Source organism: Microbacterium keratanolyticum (assembly GCF_016907255.1).
In the GTDB taxonomy this organism is placed as follows: Bacteria; Actinomycetota; Actinomycetes; order Actinomycetales; family Microbacteriaceae; genus Microbacterium; species Microbacterium keratanolyticum.
Window position 1 is genome coordinate 2,503,236 of record NZ_JAFBBQ010000001.1, and the last position, 20,531, is coordinate 2,523,766.

Below are 20,531 nucleotides of genomic sequence, written 5' to 3' on the forward strand. Positions count from 1 at the left end.
CACCCCTCGACGGCGGCTCTGCGTAGTGCTTCCGTGGGAGAATTGCAGGATGAGCGCTCTTGAGGAGTATCGGTCGACCTTCGGCGAGGAGTACGGGTACCTGAACTGGGCGGCCTACGGTCTGCTCTCTCCGGCGATCACGGCAGAAGCCGTCGCCGACGCTGAGCTTCTCGGAAGCCCGCGTCCCGCGTCGCACACGCTCGTGCATGACCGTGTCCCCGAGGCGCGCGAGCTGCTCGCCGAGATGCTTGACGTGTCCGCCGACACGGTGACGCTGCAGCCCTCCGCCACGTACGGCCTCATGCATGCGCTGTACGGGCTGTCCGGCGAGGTGCTGGCCGCTTCCTCGGAGTTCCCCAGCATCACGGTCTCGCTCGAGCGCGCGGCCGCGTTCGGCAGGGCACGCGCGCGGTGGATGGACTTCGAGGACGACGACCCGCATGCGGGCTTTGTGACACCGGATGCTGTCGCGGCGGCCCTCGACGACGATGTGTCGGCGCTTGTCGTGAGCCATGTCGACTTCCGCACCGGATATCGCACGGACCTGTCTGCCCTGCGTGAGGTCCTCGGCCCGGATCGTCTGCTGATCGTCGACGCGGTGCAGTCCTTCGGCGTGATCGAGGCGGATTACGCCGCGGCGGACGTCATCGTCGGCCACGGCTACAAGTGGCTGCGGGCAGGTCGGGGAACAGGCTTCGCCACGTTCTCGGCCCGAGCCCGAGAGCGCATCACGCCTGTCCTGTCGGGCTTCGGCGGTGTCGACGGGGGCCTGCCCCTGGACGTGCTTCCTGCGCCGTCTCCGAGTGCGAACGCCTATACCGTGGCGAGCCCCGACCAGCTCGCGGTGGCCCGCCTTGCGATGGGCCTCACGACGGCGCGCGATGCTGGTGTCGCCGACATCGAAGCGGCCCTCATGGAACGCACCGATCGCCTGTTCGAGATTGCGGACTCCTATGGGATCGCGGTCCAGACGCCCCGCGCGCACGAGCAACGCGCAGGCATTGTCAACCTCCTGCCGGAGAACCCGGCGCAACTCGCGGCAAGCCTCGCGAATGCCGGCGTCCGAGCGACGGCCCGCGGCGCCAGCATCCGCGTCTCGGCCCACGTCGGCACGAGCGATGACACCCTCGCGCAGCTCGACGAGGCCATCGGCTCCGCCGGATACGAGAAGTTCACCTCCGAGTAACAGATTCGCCGCGTGTCGGTCCGAATGCGGACCGGGTGCGCGCCGTACCTTCATGGCATCGGGCACGGTGCCCGATCGGGTCGGCCTTCTGGATCGCGACTCGTGGCCCTGGCCGATTCGCCTAACACCGGGAGAACCCGGGTCGGGAGAGGGTCGTGGCCGCACACACCGCACAACAGGACACTCGTTCAGCACCGCACAGCGCCCGTGACAGGGGCATCGCGGACACCTCCGATCAGCGCCTTCGCACCTACGTGCTCGACACGTCCGTGCTGCTGTCGGATCCGCGGGCGTTCTTCCGCTTCGCAGAGCACTCGATCGTGGTTCCGGTCGTCGTGATCAGCGAGCTCGAGAGCAAGCGGCACGATCCGGAGATCGGCTACTTCGCCCGTCAGGCGCTGCGCCACCTCGACGAGCTGCGCGTCGAGCACGGGCGACTCGACTTCCCGGTGCCGGTCGGTGACGGCGGCACGCTGCGGGTGGAGCTGGCGAACACGGATGCCTCGGTGCTCCCGAGCGGCATCCGCCTGAACGACAACGACAGCCGCATCCTCGCTGTCGCCATGCACCTCTCCCAGGACGGGCAGGACGTGACCATCGTCTCCAAGGACCTGCCGATGCGGGTCAAGGCGGCATCGTTGGGTCTTATCGCCGAGGAGTACCTCGCAGAGCAGGCCGTCGACTCCGGGTGGAGCGGCATCGCGCCGCTGCCGCTGTCGGGCGACGAGATGAGCGACCTCTACGAGAGTGAAGTCGGGGTGAGCGAGGCCGCGCGCGGCCTGCCGGTGAACACGGGCCTCATCATTCACTCGGAGCGCGGCTCGGCGCTCGGCCGCGTGGTCGGTGACGGCGAGTTCGCGCTGGTGCGCGGTGACCGTGAGGTCTTCGGCCTGCACGGACGCTCGGCAGAGCAGCGGATCGCCATCGATCTTCTGCTCGATCCGGAGGTCGGCATCGTCTCGCTCGGCGGTCGCGCGGGCACCGGAAAGTCCGCGCTCGCCCTCTGCGCCGGACTGGAGGCCGTTCTCGAACGGCAGCAGCAGCGCAAGATCATCGTCTTCCGTCCGCTGTTCGCCGTCGGTGGGCAGGAACTCGGCTACCTCCCGGGCGACCAGGGCGAGAAGATGGGGCCCTGGGGCCAGGCGGTCTTCGACACGCTCGGCTCCGTCGTCTCCGGCAACGTGCTCGAAGAGGTCGTCGCACGCGGCATGCTCGAGGTTCTGCCGCTGACGCACATCCGTGGGCGCTCGCTTCACGACGCCTTCGTGATCGTGGATGAGGCGCAGTCGCTCGAACGCAACGTGCTGCTGACAGTCCTGAGCCGCATGGGCCAGAACTCCCGTGTCGTGCTGACCCACGATGTCGGGCAGCGTGACAACCTGCGTGTCGGCCGGCACGACGGTATCGCCTCGGTCATCGAGACGCTGAAGGGCCACGCGCTCTTCGGACATGTCACGCTGACGCGCTCCGAGCGGTCGGCGATCGCGGCCCTCGTCACGGAACTGCTGGAGGGCGGCGAGCTCAGCTGAGGCCGGCAAAGAAGAGGGCGGATGCCTCGGAGATCGTCTCTCCGAGGCATCCGCCCTCTGCGCTTCTCGGGGTCAGCCCGGGTGCGTCATCGACAGTAGATCGAGCTTCTCGTCGAGCTGCTCGAGGGTGAGTTCGCCGCGCTCCACGTAGCCGAGAGCGATCACCGCGTCGCGCACCGTGATGCCTTCGGCGACCGAGTACTTCGCGATCTTCGCCGCCGCCTCGTAGCCGATGAGCTTGTTGAGCGGGGTGACGATCGAGGGAGACATGCCCGCGAAGGCCGCCGCGCGCTCGAGGTTCGCCTCGAGACCGTCGATGGTCTTGTCTGCAAGGACGCGCGAGGCGTTCGCGAGCAGGCGGATGGACTCAAGCAGTGCGGTGCCCATGACCGGGATGGCGACGTTGAGCTCGAAGGATCCGGATGCTCCGGCCCAGGCGACCGTCGCGTCGTTGCCGATGACACGTGCGCACACCATGAGCACGGCCTCGGGGACGACCGGGTTGACCTTGCCCGGCATGATCGAGGAGCCCGGCTGCAGGTCGGGGATGTGCAGTTCGCCGAGACCCGTGTTGGGGCCCGAGCCCATCCAGCGCAGGTCGTTGTTGATCTTGGTCAGCGAGACCGCGATCGTGCGCAGCGCGCCGGACGCCTCGACGAGACCGTCGCGGTTGGCCTGTGCCTCGAAGTGGTCCTTCGCCTCAGTGATCGGCAGCTCGGTCTCGGCGGCGAGCAGCGCGATGACCTTCTGCGGGAAACCGAGCGGGGTGTTGATGCCGGTGCCGACGGCCGTGCCGCCGAGCGGGACCTCCGCGACGCGGGGGAGAGCCGACTGCACGCGCTCGATGCCGAGACGGACCTGACGGGCGTAGCCGCCGAACTCCTGGCCGAGGGTCACGGGGGTGGCATCCATGAGGTGGGTACGGCCCGACTTCACAGCCGTCTTCCAGAGCTCTGCCTTCGCCTCGAGCGCGACCGCGAGGTGGTCGAGCGAGGGGATGAGGGTGTCGATGAGGGACTGGGTCACGGCGATGTGCACCGAGGTCGGGAACACGTCGTTCGACGACTGCGACGCGTTGACGTGGTCGTTCGGGTGCACGGGGGCGCCCAGGCGACGGGTCGCGAGAGTGGCGAGCACCTCGTTCATGTTCATGTTCGAGGACGTGCCTGAACCCGTCTGGTACGTGTCGACCGGGAACTCACCGTCGTGGATGCCCGTGGCGACCTCGTCCGCCGCGCCGGCGATGGCGTCTGCGATGGCGCCGTCGAGCGTGCCGAGCTCCTTGTTCGCGAGAGCAGCCGCCTTCTTGATCCGTGCCAGGGCTGCGATCTGCGTCGACTCCAGCCCGGTGCCCGAGATCGGGAAGTTCTCCACGGCACGCTGCGTCTGCGCGCTGTAGAGCGCGTTCACGGGAACGCGCACCTCGCCCATCGTGTCGTGCTCAATGCGGTACTCGGTGTCGGTCATTCCGATCCCTTCTTCGTGTCGGGGGTGTTCCCCTCCGAGTCGATGCCGACCGTGACGACGGGCACCGCGGTGCCCTCGGCCAGACGATAGTTCGCGCCGACGATGCCCAGGCGGCCCTCGGCGACGGCGTTGCTGATGAGTTCAGAGGACTGCAGCAGGTCGTGCACCGTGTTGCGCAGGTGCTCCGCGCCGACGAGCTCGGCGTCGATCTCGTCGACCGTGGTGCCACCGGTCTCGGCCAGGACCTTGCGGGCGGCCGGGACGATCGGGGCGACGAGCTTCCAGATGTGCGGCGGGAGGGGAGCGGCATCGATCGCCGTCCCGTCGATCGCTGCCTTCACCGCACCGCAGGAGTCGTGGGCGAGGACGACGATGAGCGGAACCTCCAGCACCGCGACCGCGTACTCGAGGCTCGCGACGATCGACTCGCCGATGACCTGGCCCGCGTTGCGGACGACGAAGAGATCACCGAGCCCGAGATCGAAGATGATCTCGGCCGCGAGGCGCGAATCCGAGCAGCCGAAGAGCGTGGCGACCGGGTGCTGTGCGGCCGCCAGTGTGCGGCGGCGGGCGACGTCCTGGTTCGGGTGCATCGGGGAGTCGGCGACGAAACGTCGGTTGCCCTCCTGCATCTGGGTCCAAGCGGCCGTAGGGCTGAGCGGGTGCGTCATGGGGTCTCCGAGAGGGCGCGAATCTGCGTGGTGAGGGTTGCGGCGAGCTCCGCCGTCGAATCCGCGGAACGCGAACCGTAGAGGAGCACGTAGTCGGGACCGGCCTGCGTGCCGATCGCGTAGGTGACATTCGCCTGGCCGCGGTCTCCGATCGGGTACACGTCCCAGGTGAGCCCGTCGATCGTGGTCGTGTCCTTCGCGGCGATGCCGTTGAGACGCTGTGGCGCCCACGAGGAGTCGGAGTCAAACGCCTGCGCGATGCGGATGAACCCGGACTCGTTCTCGGCGGACGGGGCGAGCGTGATGTCCCAGACGGCGGGCGATCCGCCCTCCAGCTCGGCCTTGTTCACACGCCAGAAGTCGCCGAGGTCGGGGACGATCGCGGGGCTTCCCACGGTGGATTCGACGTTCGCCGCGATTGCCGACACATCGATCTCCGGAGCGGCGACGCGTTCGCCGCGCGGCACCATGAGCACGATGATCAGCACCATGCCGAGGGTCACGAGGATCGCGGCGAGCAGGCTGCGGATTGTCTGACTGGAGCGGTACGCCTTGGTCGCGGCTGCCTTGCGGTCAGCGGTCTCCTGAGGCGTCTCGGGACGGCCGAGCTCGGCGACGATCGGTGCCGACTTCGGGGTGCGGCTCATGAGGAGCTCACCGCCGAGTCACGGGCGGCGTCAAGGCGGCGCTTCGCCCCCAGGAGCCACTGCTCGCAGCGCTCAGCGAGTGCCTCGCCGCGTTCCCAGAGGGCGAGAGACTGCTCGAGCGTGGGCGCGCCCTGTTCGAGCTCGGCGACGACGCGAACGAGTTCGTCGCGCGCCTGCTCGAAGGAAAGAGCGGATGCGTCGGAAGGGGTGCTCGCCGGAACGGCAGCGCCCGGCACGGATTCATCGCTCGGCACGGTCACACCCTCTATCTTACCGGCGGCCATCGACATCGCCGCCGCCCGCTTCCGCGGTGAGGTCCCCCTCCGACGTGGCGCGGAACGAACCGTGTTCGACCGTCACGGTGATGGCGGTGCCCGCGGGAGCATCCGCCGAATCGCGCAGGATCGCGCCATCCGCGCGCTGCGCGATCGCATACCCCCGAGCCAGCGTCGCCGCGGGGGAGAGCGCGCGCAGCGACGCGCGCAGCTCGGCCGTGCGACGACTGCCGCCCTCGATGGCACGGGTGAGCGCATCGCGACTCCGGGCCGACAGCAGGAAGATCTCCTGTGCGCGCTGCTCGATGATCGGCTCCGGCGAGCGCAGCACGGGCCGGGAGCGCAGCTGGTCCAGCTGGGCGATGTCGTGCGCGATCCGCTGCGACAGACGAGTCGTCGCGCGCGAGCGCAGCTGGGCGATCAGGGCGCGCTGCTCGCCGACATCCGGCACCACGCGTTTCGCGGCATCCGTGGGCGTCGATGCCCGCAGGTCGGCGACGTCATCGAGCAGCGGGTGGTCGTTCTCGTGTCCGATCGCGCTCACGATCGGGGTGGATGCCGCCGCGACGGCACGCACGAGCAGTTCGTCGCTGAACCCCAGGAGGGTCTGCGGGTCTCCGCCACCGCGGGCGATGATGATGACGTCGACGTCAGGGTCTGCGTCGAGCTTTGCGAGCGCGGCGAGCGTCTCCGGCACGCAGCGGTCGCCCTGCACCGCGGCGTACTCGGTGCGGAATCGCACCTGAGGCCAGCGCAGCTCGGAATTGCGATGGACGTCTTTCTCGGCGTCGGACTTCTCGCCCGTGATGAGCCCGATAACGTGGGGGAGGAAGGGCAACGGACGCTTACGGGCCGGATCGAACAGTCCCTCGCGCCGCAGGTCGGCGCGCAGCTTCTCCAGGCGCTCCAGCTGATCGCCGAGTCCCACGTGCTTCATCGCCGAGACGGTGAAGCTGAAATCGCCGGCCTTGACGAAATAGTCGGCCTTGACCGCCGCGACGACGTGGTCGCCGATCCCGAGGTCGGAGGGGATGCGCCCGCGCACGCTCGACCAGATGCGGATCGAGATCGTGGCATCCGACTGCGTGTCTTTCAGCCGCGCGAAGACGGCGCCGGCGCGCACGTTCCAGGATGTGATCTCGCCCTCGACCCACACCGTGTTCCACCGGCTCACGAAGTCACGGATCGTGCCGTTGAGGCGGGCGACCGACGTCGGTGCCTCCGCGGTGGAATCGCGGGGCGCGACGGAATCGGCCGGCGGAGCCTCGCCTGCGATCGATTCGGGTTCGAAAGTCGTCACCGCGCGAGCCTTTCTGCTGATCTGGCGGGGATGGATGCTGCGCGCGGACTCCGCCTCTGCACAGGTGGGCGCAGATACACTCAAAGAGTGACTTCTACAGCTGTTTCGCTTCCTCTCCCGCGCGTTCCTCGTGTTCGAGGAGCGGCGGCACCGAAGCGCCTTCAGGATAACCCGGTGGTCGGACAGAAGCGGGTGCTGCTGGCAGCGCCCCGTGGCTACTGCGCGGGTGTGGACCGCGCTGTCGTCGCCGTCGAGAAGGCTCTCCAGCGCTATGGCGCTCCGGTCTATGTGCGCAAGCAGATCGTGCACAACATCCACGTCGTCACCGAGCTTGAAGCACAGGGGGCGATCTTCGTCGAGGAGGTCGACGAGGTTCCCGAGGGTGCCCACGTCGTCTTCAGTGCGCACGGCGTCTCACCTGCCGTCGTCAGCGCCGCAGCAGATCGCGGCCTGCACGCGATCGATGCGACCTGCCCGCTCGTCACGAAGGTGCACCGTGAGGCGGTCCGCTTCGCCCGCGACGACTTCGAGATCCTACTGATCGGACATGAGGGGCACGAAGAGGTCGAGGGCACCGCGGGTGAGGCCCCGGATCACGTCACGATCGTGAACTCACCCGACGAGGCCGACACCGTCCAGGTGAAGGATCCGTCGAAGGTCGTCTGGCTGTCGCAGACGACGCTGTCGGTGGACGAGACCATGGAGACCGTGAACCGCCTGCGTGAGCGCTTCCCGGAACTGCACAATCCACCGTCTGATGACATCTGCTACGCCACGCAGAACCGCCAGGTCGCGATCAAGAAGGTTGCGGCGAATGCCGACCTCGTGATCGTCGTCGGATCGGCGAACTCGTCCAACAGCGTGCGTCTGGTCGAAGTCGCGCTGGAGTACGGAGCCAAAGCGGCATATCGTGTCGACTATGCGGAGGAGATCCAGCAGGACTGGCTCGACGGCGTGGCCACGGTGGGCGTGACCAGCGGGGCCTCGGTGCCCGAGGTGCTCGTCGAAGAGGTGCTGGAAGCCCTGGCGGGTGCCGGCTACGGGGATGTCTCCGAAGTGCGCACCGCCGAAGAGGATCTGATCTTCTCGCTTCCCAAGGAACTGCGTCAGAACCAGGCCGGAGACGACCGGCCGCTGGGTGGGCGGATCACCCGGTGAGCGCGCGCGAGACGGAGGCCGCGACCCTGATCGGGTCAGTACAGCGTGCGCTCCGTCTCGTGGACATCGTCGCGAACTCGGCACGGCCGATTCCTGTCAAAGCACTCGCCACGGCGACATCCCTGACGCCGGGTACCACGTACAACCTCACCCGCACCCTCATCCATGAGGGCTACCTGCAGGCGCAGCCCGACGGTCTCATTCTCGGTCCGCGCTTCCCGAGTCTGTATGAGGGGCGGGATGCGCGCGGAGTCTTTCTCGCGCGGGTGCGGGCCGCGCTCAACACCATTACGGATGAGATCGGCGCCACCGCGTACCTGTCGCGCTTCGACGACGGCGAGGTGCACCTGATCGACGTCGTCGATGCCGTGCACGACCCCCGTGTGGAGTTCTGGGTGGGCATGGAAGACAGTGCGCATGCGACAGCCCTGGGCAAGCAGATCCTTTCCGTGGTGCCTGAGGGCGAGCGCCTGGACTACCTGTCGCGGCATCCGCTCGCGGAGCTCACCCCGAGAACGGTCAGTGATCGCCGACTTCTGCTGGCGCAACTTGATCACTCAAAGGGGTGGGTTGTCGAGCAGGGCGAGTACTCCATCGGCACGACGTGTCTTGCCGTTCCGGTGATCGCGCCCGGCGTCACCGCGTCACTGGCGATCTCGCTGCGTGAAGATCGACGACCGGTGGACCCCGAGATCATCGCGAAGCTGCAGGCCGTCGCCCGGACCCTGGCTTTCGAGCTCGGTGCCACGCAGCTGTAGGCCGCGCGCCGGTGTTCACTATCTGAAGAAACGCGCTCCCCATCTCCGCTCGGAGCCGATATCTTTAGAATGGCGGTTGGTATACCATCGCCGAGACACACAGCGCAGGCGTCCCCAGCGTCAGCGCTCTGGCCCCGAGGAGTCCCCAACCCTCGGGGCATCGTCTTGTCTGCGTGGACCTCCGAGCGACCGCACAGCGCACTCTCGCTACGATGAGCCGGTGTCTGATTCCCGACCGCAGTACGGCGAGTACGCAACCCCAGAAGAGCAGAGCCGGCGTGCAGGGCGAGGCCTTGTATCCCCGGCGCCCGAGGCCGTTCTGTCGCCGGTTCCGGATGCGGTGGCCCCTGTGTCCTCGGAAGTACCGGCACCACGCAGGCGACCGTTTGACCGACTGTTGACGATCATGCTCCTCGCCTACGGGCTGGTGACGGTGATCATGTCTGCGATCTCGTATCTCGACGTCGCGAGCGTCATGAACGAGAGCATGCGGATGCTCGGAATCGACGGCGAGTTCACGAACTATGGGCAGGGCAAGATCTGGGGAGTCGTGGCCGGAATCGTGCTGATCGTCGGATGGATGCTCACCGCCGCGATGTCGGTGCTGCGGCTGCGCAGCGGACGCCTCACCTGGTGGGTGCCGGTTGCCGGCGCTGTCGTCTTCACACTGCTTGCCGCCGCCGCTCTGACGGTGCCGATGTTCGGCGACCCCGCTTTCGCGGCCTATCTGTCGCGCGCGGCGGGAAGCTGACCGACGCGCCAGGAAGCGCGGGGGACCACCGGTAGCCTCGAAGGATGCCAGCCGAACACGTCGCCTTCCATGTCGTTTACGTCTCGATCGAATCTGCCGCAGACGATGCCACGGCGACAGCCGAGAGAATCCTGCGCGACGAACGCGTTCTCGCGGGCGTGCGCGCTGCCGACGGCGGCGATGCGCTGGCGCTGATCCCCGTCACGGAAGACGGCACCGTGATCGCGCTGGATGCCGAGGGCCGCCTGCGCTTCGACCTATCGGACAGGCGCCTGCGCGAGGCGTTCGCGGCGGAAGGGATCATCCTGCGCCTTGGCGTGGACGAGCGGGCCGGCGATCCCGGCGACGGAGGGCCTCTTTCTCCGGATCCGAGCGACAGCGTTGACGATTTCGCAGGCGCGGAGGAGATCCCTGCGCACCTTCTGGCGGAACCTGAACCGGTGCGCGTCGCCGAGTTCTCCCGCCGCAGTGCCTGGGCGGCGCGGATCACGGCGCATCTTATCGGCGCCCCCGTGCACTACCGCGAGTCCGGCACCTGGTCGCTCTATCGGTATGCCACGGACCGTGCGCACATGGCCCTCTCCGGCAGTCGCGCGGACGGTGCGATCATCGAGCTCAACATTCCGCAGCGTGGGCCGATGCAGTACGACGAAGCCTGGGTCGAGGTGACCTCTCCTGCGTCCCCTACGGGGATGTTCTGGCCGAACAGTCAGCGCCTCACGCGTCCCGTGCTCGATGTGTCGACGATCGCGGTGCCGGAGAGCGCCGAACTCTACCGGCGCATGCTCGTCGAAGCCGACGGCACTCAGGACGAACTCGCTGGCCTGAGCGGCGGCGTGGGCGTGGATCAGGTTGCGGCGCTGCGCGCCTGCACGCCCGAGGCGATCGGCGGTGTGCCGGGCGAAGTGGAGCGGCTGCGTGCCTTCCTCACGGCCTTCGGTGTCCCTTCCGAGCTCATCGATGCGGCGCTCGCCGAGGAACCCGGGGGAGAGGTGTTCACCGGCCGTGGGTGGGGACAGGTGATCGGAGACCTCCTGCTGAGCGGCTGGAGCGAGACCGTGCCGCTCACCCGCAGACAGCGCCCCCTCGTTCGCGCCGCACGCTGGGTGCGTCAGCGGCCACTCCTGGGAGCAGCGATCAGCACGAGCGAGCTCGCCGGCGGCGTCGCCTTGACGCGCTCGCGCTCGAAGGTTGCTCGAGGGTTCGGCGTGGTGCTCGTCATCGACGCGCTCATCGACCTCGTCATCTGGGCGGTGCGGATGCGACGCCGCTGAGTCTGCATCGCGCACTTCTGCACGCGAGAAGACGGATGCCCCGCTCCTGAGCTCAGGAGCGGGGCATCCGTCTTCGTGGTGAGCGAACTCAGCTCTTGGACTGGCCGTACGAGCCCAGCTGCTTCGTCGACTCGACGATGCGAGCGGCCATCGCCGTCTCGGCGACCTTGCCCCAGGCGCGGGGGTCATAGAGCTTCTTGTTGCCGACCTCGCCGTCGACCTTCAGGACGCCGTCGTAGTTCTTGAACATGTAGTCGGCGATCGCACGCGTGTAGGCGTACTGCGTGTCGGTGTCGATGTTCATCTTGATGACACCGTTCGCGACGGCGAGAGCGATCTCTTCGTCGGTCGAACCCGAACCGCCGTGGAAGACGAGGTCAAGGGGCTTCGGGCCGGTGCCGTACTTCGCGGCGACCTCGGCCTGGATCTCGCCCAGGAGCTCGGGGCGCAGCTTGACGCCACCCGGCTTGTAGACGCCGTGCACGTTGCCGAAGGTCAGAGCGGCGATGTAGCGGCCCTGCTCGCCGAGGCCCAGAGCCTGAACGGCCTGGTCGACGTCAGCGAAGGTCGTGTACAGGGCGTCGTTCGAACCCTCGTGGGCAACGCCGTCTTCCTCGCCGCCGACGACACCGATCTCGACCTCGAGGATCGCGTTGATGTTCTTCATGCGGGGGAGCAGCGTCTGCGCGATCTCGATGTTCTCAGCGAGGGGAACGGCCGAGCCATCCCACATGTGCGACTGGAAGATCGGGTTGCGGCCCGCCTTGACCTCTTCCTCAGAGGCGGCGATGAGCGGCTCGACGAAGCCGGCCAGCGCGTCTTTCGGGCAGTGGTCGGTGTGCAGGGCCACCGTGATGGGGTAGTTCTTGGCGACCTCGGTCGCGTAGCGCGCGAAGGCGAGAGCGCCGGTTGCGCGCGCCTTGACGGTGTGGCCGGCGAAGTAGTCGGCACCACCGGTCGTGACCTGGATGATGCCGTCGGATCCGGCCTCGGTCAGTCCCTGGAGGACGGAGTTGATCGTCTGCGAGCTGGAGACGTTGAACGCGGGGTAGGCGAAACCGCCGGCCTTCGCGCGGTCGAGCATCTCTGCGTACTGATCCGGGGTTGCAACGGGCATGGAATCTCCTGTGCTGAGAAGCGGGGGTCAACCCCCACTCTACCGGCGCAGAATTGCGGGTTTCACGGGGTCCATCGCGAGGAGGGGAGGCGAGATCTTCGCGTGTGGCAAGAATCGCGATTCCTTCGCCGATCGAGCGCGGAAAACGTCCGGTCTCTGCGCATGAGTCGCCTAGTCTGGCGGCATGGTGAGTCTGACGGCCGATCTGAGCCCCCTGCGTCCTGACCGTAATCTCGCGCTCGAACTCGTGCGCGCGACGGAGGCCGCGGCCATCCGCGCCGTTCCCTTCATCGGTCGCGGCGCCAAGGAGGCCGCGGACGGTGCAGCCGTCGACGCGATGCGTGCTTTCCTCGGCACCGTGGACTTCGACGGCCAGGTCGTGATCGGCGAGGGCGAGAAGGATGACGCCCCCATGCTCTTCAACGGCGAGAAGGTCGGCACCGGGCGCGGCCCGGCGTGCGACATCGCGGTGGATCCGATCGACGGTACGTCACTGACGGCTGCGGGTCGCCAGAACGCGCTTTCCGTGATTGCGGTCTCGGACCGCGGCACGATGCTCGATGCGTCCAGCGTCTTCTATATGGACAAGCTGGTCACCGGCCCCGCCGGCGTCGGCGTGGTCGACATCCGTCTGCCGATCGGTGAGAACATCCGCCGCCTCTCGGCCGCACTGGAGAAGCCGGTCGATGAGATCGTCGTCTCGGTGCTCAACCGTCCGCGCCACGAGCAGTTGATCCAGGAGATCCGGGATGCCGGTGCCGGAACCCGGCTGATGTCCGATGGCGATGTCGCCGGCGGGATCAACGCGGCGCGTCATGGCGCTCGCACCGACATGTGCGTGGGGATCGGCGGCAGCCCGGAGGGCATCGTGACGGCCTGTGCGATCAAGGCGCTGGGCGGGCACATCCAGGGTCGTCTCTGGCCACGCGATGATGAGGAGCGCCAGCGGGGGATCGACGCGGGTCTCGATCTGGACAAGGTCTACGAGGCCGATGATCTGGTCCGGGGAAACAACACCATCTTCGTGGCGACGGGCGTCACCGACGGTCAGCTGGTCGCGGGCGTGCGCCGCGAGAACGGCTACGTGTACACGGAGAGCGTCGTCCTGCGCGGTGCATCGGGAACTCTTCGTCGCGTGAACTCGGAGCACCTCGTCTCGAAGTGGCTCTGAGCGGCGCCGGCGGGCTCGTTTCGTTACGGAGTCGGAACTCCGATCCGCAGGCTTCAGGACCTATTCAGCCGCGTCCCTGGCACAATGGAACGGATCTATCACGACAGTGATGCCTGCCCAGGGGCGTCGCGAGAGGGGTGCGCGGAATGGCTTCGGAGAACATCTACCGTCAGACCAACATCAGCGACACCGGTACCGTCACGGTGATCGAGATGGACGCCGCCCGACGCACCGACGTGCTGTTCCGTGTGCGCCGTGATGAGGGGCACGAGGTCAACGCCTGGTGGCTGATCGGCGCCTTCGTCGCGTTCTCGTCGGCGGTCGTGATGCTGCTGAGCTTCATGCCGGGCGGTGCCTGAGGACTGAGAGGTCGTCGCTGCGCTTTGCTCAGCGACGTGCTGCTCTCTGCTCAGCGACTCAGCGTCACACCTCGCGGGCTTCCGTGACCTCGGCGTCGTCCAGGCGCAGGCGCACATCGCCGATCTCTGCGTGGAGATCGTAGAGGTCGTCGCTCTCGATGGCGTCGAGAACCTCGACGTCGCGGAGCCTGCGTTCGACGGCGCGGGTGCGCCGCCCTGCTTCGGAGACGGTGTTCTGCGCGGTCTGCAGCTGCTTGCCGAGCTTCTCCCACACCTGTCCGTACTTCTGGAACTCCACCTTCGCTGCGCTCAGCACCTTCCAGACCTCACTGCTGCGCTTCTCGATCGCGAGCGTCCGGAAACCCATCTGGAGGCTGTTCAGCAGCGTCATCAGCACAGAGGGGCCGGCGACGGTGATGTGGAACTCGTTCTGCAGTCGGCTCGTGAGTCCGGGGCGCCGCACGACCTCGGCGAAGAGACCCTCGGTCGGCAGGTACATGATGGCGAAGTCGGTGCTGTAGGGCGGTTCGACGTACTTGTCGGCGATGAGCTTCGCCTGCGCCAGGATCACGCGTTCGATGTTCTTGCTCTGGACATCGATCTCGTTCTTGTCGCCGCGCTCCTGCGCCTCCAGCAGGCGCTCGTAGTCCTCCTGAGGGAACTTCGAGTCGATCGGGAGCCAGACCGGCTGGTCATCATCGCGCCCGGGGAGGCGGATCGCGAACTCCACGCGCTCGGACGAACCCGGGCGCACGGCGACGTTCTCGGCATACTGCTCGGGCGAGAGCATGTCTTCCAGCTGCCGGGAAAGCTGCACCTCGCCCCAGCTGCCGCGATTCTTCACATTCGTGAGCACGCGCTTGAGTCCGCCGACGTCAGAGGCGAGTGTCTGCATCTCGCCGAGCCCCTTCTGCACCTGCTCGAGGCGGTCACTGACCAGTGCGAAGGACTCTCCCAGACGCTTCTCGAGGGTGCCTTGCAGCTTCTCGTCGACGGTCTCTCGCATCTTCTCGAGCTTGGCCTCATTGCCGGTGCGCATCTTCTCGAGTTCGTCGCGCAGCAGGGTCTGCATCTCGCCGTGCCGAACGGCGTTCGTCTCGGTGAGTGCGTGGATGCGTTCGAGCATCCCGGTGAGCGCGTGGGACAGAGACTCCTGCAGTGCGCGCTGCTCTTCCCGCCGTGCGACACGATCGCGCTCCTGCGACTCGGCCTGGACCTGCGCCTGACCCATCACGCGCTGATCGAGCAGGCTCTGCCCCGTCATGATGGTCTCTTTCAGCTCCATGCGCTGCGCACTCAGCTCTGCCCGCGTCTCCGCGCCGAGGGAGTCCCCTCCGGCAGCCGAGCTGGCGGAAACCTTGCCGCGCAGAGCGAGCACGAGAACGAGCACCACGATCAGCAGAATCACCGTGGTGATCCCCAGCAGGGTCGTCAGCGTCTCCATGGAGCCTCCTTCAATCGGCGGGGTTCGCGCTGTGCCCTGAGCGTAGCGGGGGCCACAGACATCGCCGGAAGGGGCGCCCGAAGGGCTCAGCGCGCGGCGTACTCGTCGAGGATCGCGCGCATGCTCGCGAGGCCGAACTGATCGGCGGTCGCGGCCGCCGTATGCATGCCCGCGTTCTGGTCGGCGCCCGCGTCCAGCAGCATCCGCAAGAGTTCTTCGTTGCGTCGGAAGACCGCGCAGGTCACCGCCGTCTGGCCGTTGGCGTTGACGACATCGAGCGCAGCACCACGGTGGATCAGGTCGGCAACGGTGGCGGTCTGCTCCGCGTAAGTGGCGACGATCAGCATGGTGTCGCCCCGCGGGTTCTGCACATCGATCGGCACGCCTGCGTCGATCATCTCGCCCAGCGGCGCCGTGCGCCCCTGTCGGGCAAGGTCGAAGGTGCCCTCGATGACCTCAAGAGAGAGCGCGGAGTCGTCAGCGGGGCTCGTCATGATTCCATTGTGCCGCGCGCAGCGGGAGATGCCAGGTCAGGCGACGGCTTTTCGAACCTCGTCAACGGGCGAACCGGTGACGGTGATCCGGAGCATCCGCGCGAGCTCGTCGATGTCAGCGGCGTCAAGACGGGCCGCGGCATCGATGGCGATCTGCGCGCAGGCGCGCGCATCCGCCAGCGCATCGTGATGCGCGAAATCGCCGAAGCCTGCCGCAGCGGCCGCAACCGGCAGACGATAGGAATCCAGCGAGTAGGTCTTGCGGGCGACCTGCAGGGTGCACAGCGAGCGATAGGGCGGAAGGGCGTTGCCCGTGACCTCCGACGCGGTGCGCAGCACCTTCATGTCGAAGCTTGCGTTGTGAGCGACCAGGACGTCGGCGCCTGCGAACGCGCAGAGCCGGTCGAGCTGCTCGCTCCAGGTGGGGGCATCGACGACCTGGTGGGGTTCGATGCCGTGGATGCGCACGTTCCACTCCTGGAACTCGTCGTGCCCCGCGGGCGGACGGATGAGCCATCCGGCCGACGCCACAACCTGGCCGTCACGAACCCGCACGAGGCCGACAGCACAGGCGGATGCCGGAGAGGAGTTCGCCGTCTCGAAGTCAATAGCGGTGAAGTCCAGTGGCACGCATCTACCTTCTCTCGCGCTCTCCTGACCAGCGCGCAGGCACGCCGTAGGCTGGTCTCATGACTGATGAGCGCGCAACGTCCTTCGGTTCTCAGGCCCGCAGCTACGAGGCGGGCCGGCCGGAGTATCCGTTCGCGGCGGTGGCGTGGATGCTCGAGACGCTGCCGGCAGGTGCGAGCCGCGTCGCCGATGTCGGGGCGGGAACGGGAAAGCTCACGCGTGCGCTCGTGGGCGCCCCGAGCGCGGAGATCGTGGCGATCGATCCTGATCCCGCGATGCTTGAGAGCCTCCGCGTCAACGTGCCCGGTGTGCCCACCTTCATCGGAACCGCGGAGCAGCTGCCGCTGCCGGATGCCTCTCTGGACGCCGTCGTGCTCGGACAGGCGTGGCACTGGGTCGAGCCGGTCGCAGGGTCGCGCGAGGTCGGCAGAGTCGTGCGTCCCGGTGGGACGCTCGGGCTGATCTGGAACATCCGCGACGAGAGCGTCGAGTGGGTGACCCGCCTCACCGAGATCATGCATGCCAGCAGTGCGGAGGAGACCCTCGCCGATGGTGGTCCGGTGGTGCATGCGCCGTTCGGCCCGCTGGAAGAGAGCGAGTGGCCGTGGACGCGCACGATGACCCGTGCGCAGCTGCACAGCATGGCCGCCTCGCGGAGCTACGTCATCACGGCATCCGACGAAGAGCGCACACGGATTCGGCGCGAGATGAACGCGCTGTTCGACGACCTCGGAATCGATGCGGAGGGCACGATCGAGTTGCCGTACGTCACTCGGGCTTTCCGCGCGACACGTCTCTGAGGACGCGGGAGCTCCTGTCTGGTGAGCGGAGAGCCGCTGCACGGGCGGCATCCGCGTAGACTTGCACCCCGTGGCTCTTACTATCGGAATCGTCGGCCTGCCCAACGTCGGCAAGTCCACCCTTTTCAACGCTCTGACCAAGAACAACGTGCTCGCGGCGAACTACCCGTTCGCGACGATCGAGCCGAACGTCGGGGTCGTGAACCTGCCCGACGAGCGGCTGAAGACGCTCGCCGAGATCTTCGGCAGCGAGCGCATCCTCCCGGCGTCCGTGTCGTTCGTCGACATCGCGGGCATCGTGCGTGGCGCGAGCGAGGGGGAGGGTCTGGGCAACCAGTTCCTTGCCAACATCCGTGAGGCTGACGCGATCGCGCAGGTCGTGCGCGGCTTCGTTGACGATGACGTCGTGCACGTCGACGGTGCGGTCAACCCGAAGAACGACCTCGAGACGATCAACGCCGAGTTGATGCTCGCTGACCTGCAGACCATCGAGAAGGCGCTTCCGCGCTACGAGAAGGAGGTCAAGCGCAAGACTCTCGACCCCTCGGTGCTCGAGGCCGCGACCGCAGCGAAGGATGCACTTGAGCGTGGCGAGCTGCTTTCGCAGACCGGTCTCGACCTGGCGCCGATCCGTGAGCTGGGCCTCCTCACCGCGAAGCCGTACATCTACGTGTTCAACGTGGACGAGTCGGTGCTGACGGATGCCTCGCGCAAGGCGGAGCTGGAGGCACTTGTCGCCCCCGCCCAGGCGGTCTTCCTCGATGCGAAGATCGAGTCCGAGCTGATCGACCTCGACCCCGAAGATGCCGCCGAGCTCCTCGAGGCGACGGGACAGACCGAGTCCGGTCTTGACCAGCTGGCACGCATCGGCTTCGCGACCCTCGGCCTGCAGACCTACCTCACCGCAGGACCCAAAGAGTCGCGCGCATGGACGATCCCGCAGGGCGCCAAGGCTCCGCAGGCCGCCGGCGTCATCCACACCGACTTCGAGAAGGGCTTCATCAAGGCGGAGGTCATCTCGTTCGCGGACCTCGTCGAGACCGGTTCGGTCGTCGAAGCCCGCGCCAAGGGCAAGGCGCGCCTCGAAGGCAAGGACTACGTCATGCAGGACGGCGACGTCGTGGAGTTCCGCTTCAACGTCTGAGCGTTCCGCGGTTCACCGACTCGCACGTCTGTACTCTCTTCGCAAGTGATCATTTGCGAACGGAACGCATGTACGAGGAACGTCACCCCGACTCGCGTGTGCTGGAGTGTGTCTGGCAGGCGCGGGCGACGCGAGATGAGCGCTACCTCGTCCCTGCAGTCGAGTACTGGGATCTGTGGTTCGCCCGCGAGCCGGATGGGGAGATGCTCGCCGGCCTGACGGGTCCAACGTTGGGCCACCGCTGGAACCGCTCGACGGTCGGTGAGCACAGCTGGGGCATCCAGCTGAAGGCTCACGTCGTCCTGCCCGGAGTGAGCAAGCTGCTCCTGCGTGGCGGCGAGCAGCGCCTCGTCGTACAGGCGGGGAAGGTCACCATCGCGCAGCATGCATTACCCGTCCCGGAGTTCGAGGACCTCGAGAGTTTCACTGATCGTCTCCTTGAGCTCGACGTGCTGCGCGACGACGAGCAGGTCAGGCGGATGCTCACTGGCGATGACGCGGGCTATTCGGAGAGGCACCGTCAGCGCCGGGTTCGCGCCGTGACAGGGCTCACGCGCAAGCAGATCGAGCAGCTGTCGCGAGCGCGTGAAGCGTTCAGCCTGCTCCTGCAGGGCGTGCCGCCGACCGAATGCGCTGCGCGTTGCGGTTTCGCCGACCAGGCTCACCTGACTCGTTCGCTGAGCGCTTTCCACGGCCAGACGCCGGCCCAGGTGCTGTCCGGTCGATGATGGCGGAAATGTTCAATACCGGAGGTTCGTCCGGTGGTGGACTGAGGACATCGCATCCATCCCCAGGAGAGGACCAGACGATGTCCATACCAGCCGCCCCCGAGGGCTACGCCACCGTCAACCCGTTCATCATCACGACGGGCGCCGATGAGTTGACCCGGTTCGTGATCGAAGTTTTCGACGGCGAGGAGCGGACAGACGCACGCACCATTGACGAGGACGGGCTTCTGCTCCAGGCCGAGGTGAGAGTAGGCACGACCACCATCATGCTGGCCGAACGCAAGCCGGACTGGCCTTTCACGCCGAGTCTGCTTCAGGTCTATGTCGATGACCTCGACGCCGTCGTCGAGCGAGCTCTCGCACGCGGGGGCCGACTGGTCACCAAGCCCACCGACTTCTTCGGAACGCAGTTCGCCCGAGTGCAGGATTCGAGCGCGAACCTCTGGTGGATCTGGCAGCACGGCGATGCCGCCTGGGACGCCGATGACGAGGAGAGCGAGTGGACGGCAGAGGGCGTCGATCAGGGATGGGGTGAGGTCTCGCCTGAGCTCGCCTACATCCACGACACGCTGCTCGAGGCGATGACCGCCCTGCGCGACCCCAGAGCCTGAGCAGCGCGTCGTCGACATGGGCGGGAATGTCGTGGAGTTCCGCGTCAACGTCTCGGCAGAGGGATAGTCTCTCGATGTCTGGTGTTGCGGAGCTGCGATGGGGGAACGGTTGACGGGGACAGTCGGGTACCAGAGGACGAACCCATTGGCGATCGCTGGCTTCATCACGGCGTTCGTCATTCCGATCGCGGGGTTAGCTCTGGGCGCGATCGCGATCCGACAGCTCAGAGCACCCGGCAACCCCGAGGCGGGGGCGGGACTCGCTCGGTGGGCTCTCGTCGTGGGCTCGGTGATCGGCCTCTTTCACTTGGCTTTCTTCATCCTCTGGCTCAGCATGTTCGAGGCGGCGCTGAGCAATGCACCCCTGGGTGGCTGATCGCAACAAGGGGCGGGGAGAAGAAGGGGAGCGTCGTCGCAGTGACCGCTTCAAGGTCTGAGCGGTGTGCGGCGGGAGCCTAAAGTGGAATCGTGACCCGCACTCCCGAAGAACCCGCATCCGTTCCCGTCGAGCTTCCGCTCGAGAAGCGACTGGCGGCGGCCGTCGAGCGCTACGGCGAGGAGAACGTTGTCGAGCGTGCACTCTCACTGCTCGCGGGAAACTACGAGGGTGAGGACTTCCTGCTCTTCGTCGGCGGCGAGCATGCGCAGGGCATCCTGGACGGCGCGCCGGTGCTCTACTGGCCCGAGCTCTGGGGCGCACGTGCGCTTCTCTACGTCTGGGACGAATCGGCAGGCCCGGCCATCATCGAGACGCTGAGCAACCCCGCATGGCGTGTCCGAGAGATGGGAGCCCGCGTCGCCGCTGCGCGTGAGCTGCCCGCAGCATCCGCGCTCGCCGGACTGCTCAGCGACCAGGTTCCCCGCGTGCGCGCGGCCGCGGCACGAGCGCTGGGAGCTCTCGGCACCGCCGATGACATGGCCAGCATCCGAACGCTGCTGAAAGACCCGGAGATCGAGGTTCGCCGCGCCGCGCAGCAGAGCCTCGACGCACTTCGTGCGCGCTTCCCGAAGCCCTGA

At 67.2% G+C, this 20,531-nt stretch carries 23 protein-coding genes; 14 read left to right on the forward strand and 9 right to left on the reverse strand.

Features of this window, described 5'->3' with window-relative positions:
• The first annotated feature begins 49 nt into the window (after positions 1 to 49).
• The gene (locus JOD62_RS12050; RefSeq protein ID WP_204939509.1) at positions 50 to 1,186 is read left to right on the forward strand and encodes an aminotransferase class V-fold PLP-dependent enzyme; all 1,137 of its coding nucleotides are present in this window, start codon (positions 50 to 52) and stop codon (positions 1,184 to 1,186) included.
• 218 nt (positions 1,187 to 1,404) lie between these two features.
• A complete protein-coding gene (locus JOD62_RS12055) occupies positions 1,405 to 2,715 on the forward strand; it encodes a PhoH family protein (protein WP_204940193.1) in 1,311 nt (436 codons plus the stop codon).
• Positions 2,716 to 2,787: 72 nt separating this feature from the next.
• Here the strand turns inward: JOD62_RS12055 and JOD62_RS12060 are convergent, their stop codons facing one another.
• From JOD62_RS12060 to xseA, 5 genes are read right to left on the reverse strand one after another with little or no spacing between them, the layout of a single operon-like run.
• Positions 2,788 to 4,182, reverse strand: coding sequence for a class II fumarate hydratase (locus tag JOD62_RS12060; protein ID WP_204939510.1), 1,395 nt, complete (start codon positions 4,180 to 4,182; stop codon positions 2,788 to 2,790).
• Positions 4,179 to 4,853, reverse strand: a complete 675-nt coding sequence (locus JOD62_RS12065; RefSeq protein ID WP_204939511.1) for a carbonic anhydrase — start codon at positions 4,851 to 4,853, stop codon at positions 4,179 to 4,181. The genes JOD62_RS12060 and JOD62_RS12065 overlap by 4 nt, the downstream gene beginning before the upstream one ends.
• Positions 4,850 to 5,500 (reverse strand): DUF4245 family protein, encoded by a 651-nt coding sequence (locus tag JOD62_RS12070; protein WP_204939512.1) that lies wholly within the window; start codon positions 5,498 to 5,500, stop codon positions 4,850 to 4,852. The genes JOD62_RS12065 and JOD62_RS12070 overlap by 4 nt, the downstream gene beginning before the upstream one ends.
• A complete protein-coding gene (locus JOD62_RS12075) occupies positions 5,497 to 5,754 on the reverse strand; it encodes an exodeoxyribonuclease VII small subunit (protein ID WP_378789534.1) in 258 nt (85 codons plus the stop codon). The genes JOD62_RS12070 and JOD62_RS12075 overlap by 4 nt, the downstream gene beginning before the upstream one ends.
• A gap of 16 nt (positions 5,755 to 5,770) precedes the next feature.
• Complete coding sequence (xseA, locus tag JOD62_RS12080) at positions 5,771 to 7,075, reverse strand: exodeoxyribonuclease VII large subunit (RefSeq protein WP_204939514.1); 1,305 nt, start codon at positions 7,073 to 7,075, stop codon at positions 5,771 to 5,773.
• A 174-nt stretch (positions 7,076 to 7,249) separates the two neighbouring features.
• Between xseA and JOD62_RS12085 the strand changes: the two genes are divergently transcribed.
• From JOD62_RS12085 to JOD62_RS12100, 4 genes are all read left to right on the forward strand, one after another.
• Positions 7,250 to 8,233, forward strand: a complete 984-nt coding sequence (locus JOD62_RS12085; protein WP_407666011.1) for a 4-hydroxy-3-methylbut-2-enyl diphosphate reductase — start codon at positions 7,250 to 7,252, stop codon at positions 8,231 to 8,233.
• Positions 8,230 to 8,991 (forward strand): IclR family transcriptional regulator, encoded by a 762-nt coding sequence (locus tag JOD62_RS12090; RefSeq protein ID WP_204939516.1) that lies wholly within the window; start codon positions 8,230 to 8,232, stop codon positions 8,989 to 8,991. Before JOD62_RS12085 ends, JOD62_RS12090 begins: the two co-directional genes overlap by 4 nt.
• A gap of 220 nt (positions 8,992 to 9,211) precedes the next feature.
• Entirely contained in the window at positions 9,212 to 9,742 is a 531-nt protein-coding gene (locus JOD62_RS12095) for a DUF6264 family protein (RefSeq protein WP_204939517.1), read from the forward strand.
• A 44-nt stretch (positions 9,743 to 9,786) separates the two neighbouring features.
• The gene (locus JOD62_RS12100; RefSeq protein WP_204939518.1) at positions 9,787 to 11,016 is read left to right on the forward strand and encodes a hypothetical protein; all 1,230 of its coding nucleotides are present in this window, start codon (positions 9,787 to 9,789) and stop codon (positions 11,014 to 11,016) included.
• Positions 11,017 to 11,104: 88 nt separating this feature from the next.
• On the opposite strand, the gene fbaA is transcribed toward JOD62_RS12100, so the two are convergent.
• Positions 11,105 to 12,133, reverse strand: coding sequence for a class II fructose-bisphosphate aldolase (fbaA, locus tag JOD62_RS12105; RefSeq protein WP_204939519.1), 1,029 nt, complete (start codon positions 12,131 to 12,133; stop codon positions 11,105 to 11,107).
• Positions 12,134 to 12,317: 184 nt separating this feature from the next.
• Here fbaA and glpX point away from each other — a divergent pair, with 184 nt between their 5' ends.
• Positions 12,318 to 13,304, forward strand: a complete 987-nt coding sequence (glpX, locus tag JOD62_RS12110; protein WP_204939520.1) for a class II fructose-bisphosphatase — start codon at positions 12,318 to 12,320, stop codon at positions 13,302 to 13,304.
• 146 nt (positions 13,305 to 13,450) lie between these two features.
• Complete coding sequence (locus JOD62_RS12115; protein ID WP_204939521.1) at positions 13,451 to 13,663, forward strand: UDP-N-acetylmuramyl pentapeptide phosphotransferase; 213 nt, start codon at positions 13,451 to 13,453, stop codon at positions 13,661 to 13,663.
• Positions 13,664 to 13,727: 64 nt separating this feature from the next.
• On the opposite strand, the gene JOD62_RS12120 is transcribed toward JOD62_RS12115, so the two are convergent.
• From JOD62_RS12120 to JOD62_RS12130, 3 genes are all read right to left on the reverse strand, one after another.
• Positions 13,728 to 15,107 carry a DNA recombination protein RmuC gene (locus JOD62_RS12120; RefSeq protein WP_204939522.1) on the reverse strand — a complete coding sequence of 460 codons (1,380 nt, stop codon included), beginning with the start codon at positions 15,105 to 15,107 and terminating at the stop codon, positions 13,728 to 13,730.
• Between the two features lie 86 nt (positions 15,108 to 15,193).
• The gene (locus JOD62_RS12125) at positions 15,194 to 15,601 is read right to left on the reverse strand and encodes an ankyrin repeat domain-containing protein (RefSeq protein WP_204939523.1); all 408 of its coding nucleotides are present in this window, start codon (positions 15,599 to 15,601) and stop codon (positions 15,194 to 15,196) included.
• A 36-nt stretch (positions 15,602 to 15,637) separates the two neighbouring features.
• Complete coding sequence (locus JOD62_RS12130) at positions 15,638 to 16,231, reverse strand: 3'-5' exonuclease (RefSeq protein WP_204939524.1); 594 nt, start codon at positions 16,229 to 16,231, stop codon at positions 15,638 to 15,640.
• Between the two features lie 59 nt (positions 16,232 to 16,290).
• Here JOD62_RS12130 and JOD62_RS12135 point away from each other — a divergent pair, with 59 nt between their 5' ends.
• The 6 genes from JOD62_RS12135 to JOD62_RS12160 all read left to right on the forward strand — a co-directional run bounded on the left by JOD62_RS12135 (position 16,291) and on the right by JOD62_RS12160 (position 20,531).
• Positions 16,291 to 17,031, forward strand: a complete 741-nt coding sequence (locus tag JOD62_RS12135; protein ID WP_204939525.1) for a class I SAM-dependent methyltransferase — start codon at positions 16,291 to 16,293, stop codon at positions 17,029 to 17,031.
• A 70-nt stretch (positions 17,032 to 17,101) separates the two neighbouring features.
• Complete coding sequence (ychF, locus tag JOD62_RS12140; protein WP_204939526.1) at positions 17,102 to 18,175, forward strand: redox-regulated ATPase YchF; 1,074 nt, start codon at positions 17,102 to 17,104, stop codon at positions 18,173 to 18,175.
• 68 nt (positions 18,176 to 18,243) lie between these two features.
• Entirely contained in the window at positions 18,244 to 18,903 is a 660-nt protein-coding gene (locus tag JOD62_RS12145) for an AraC family transcriptional regulator (protein WP_204939527.1), read from the forward strand.
• Between the two features lie 80 nt (positions 18,904 to 18,983).
• Entirely contained in the window at positions 18,984 to 19,514 is a 531-nt protein-coding gene (locus JOD62_RS12150) for a VOC family protein (protein WP_204939528.1), read from the forward strand.
• A 145-nt stretch (positions 19,515 to 19,659) separates the two neighbouring features.
• A complete protein-coding gene (locus JOD62_RS12155) occupies positions 19,660 to 19,890 on the forward strand; it encodes a DUF4190 domain-containing protein (RefSeq protein ID WP_239526678.1) in 231 nt (76 codons plus the stop codon).
• 92 nt (positions 19,891 to 19,982) lie between these two features.
• A complete protein-coding gene (locus JOD62_RS12160) occupies positions 19,983 to 20,531 on the forward strand; it encodes a HEAT repeat domain-containing protein (protein WP_271171530.1) in 549 nt (182 codons plus the stop codon).

What these genes read in the sequence shown, in the direction of transcription:
- JOD62_RS12050 (WP_204939509.1), top strand. Translation starts at nt 50, where the DNA reads ATGAGCGCTCTTGAGGAGTATCGGTCGACCTTCGGCGAGGAGTACGGG.
- JOD62_RS12060 (WP_204939510.1), bottom strand. Translation starts at nt 4,182, where the DNA reads ATGACCGACACCGAGTACCGCATTGAGCACGACACGATGGGCGAGGTG.
- JOD62_RS12065 (WP_204939511.1), bottom strand. Translation starts at nt 4,853, where the DNA reads ATGACGCACCCGCTCAGCCCTACGGCCGCTTGGACCCAGATGCAGGAG.
- JOD62_RS12070 (WP_204939512.1), bottom strand. Translation starts at nt 5,500, where the DNA reads ATGAGCCGCACCCCGAAGTCGGCACCGATCGTCGCCGAGCTCGGCCGT.
- JOD62_RS12100 (WP_204939518.1), top strand. Translation starts at nt 9,787, where the DNA reads ATGCCAGCCGAACACGTCGCCTTCCATGTCGTTTACGTCTCGATCGAA.
- fbaA (WP_204939519.1), bottom strand. Translation starts at nt 12,133, where the DNA reads ATGCCCGTTGCAACCCCGGATCAGTACGCAGAGATGCTCGACCGCGCG.
- glpX (WP_204939520.1), top strand. Translation starts at nt 12,318, where the DNA reads ATGGTGAGTCTGACGGCCGATCTGAGCCCCCTGCGTCCTGACCGTAAT.
- JOD62_RS12115 (WP_204939521.1), top strand. Translation starts at nt 13,451, where the DNA reads ATGGCTTCGGAGAACATCTACCGTCAGACCAACATCAGCGACACCGGT.
- JOD62_RS12120 (WP_204939522.1), bottom strand. Translation starts at nt 15,107, where the DNA reads ATGGAGACGCTGACGACCCTGCTGGGGATCACCACGGTGATTCTGCTG.
- JOD62_RS12125 (WP_204939523.1), bottom strand. Translation starts at nt 15,601, where the DNA reads ATGACGAGCCCCGCTGACGACTCCGCGCTCTCTCTTGAGGTCATCGAG.
- JOD62_RS12135 (WP_204939525.1), top strand. Translation starts at nt 16,291, where the DNA reads ATGACTGATGAGCGCGCAACGTCCTTCGGTTCTCAGGCCCGCAGCTAC.
- JOD62_RS12145 (WP_204939527.1), top strand. Translation starts at nt 18,244, where the DNA reads ATGTACGAGGAACGTCACCCCGACTCGCGTGTGCTGGAGTGTGTCTGG.
- JOD62_RS12150 (WP_204939528.1), top strand. Translation starts at nt 18,984, where the DNA reads ATGTCCATACCAGCCGCCCCCGAGGGCTACGCCACCGTCAACCCGTTC.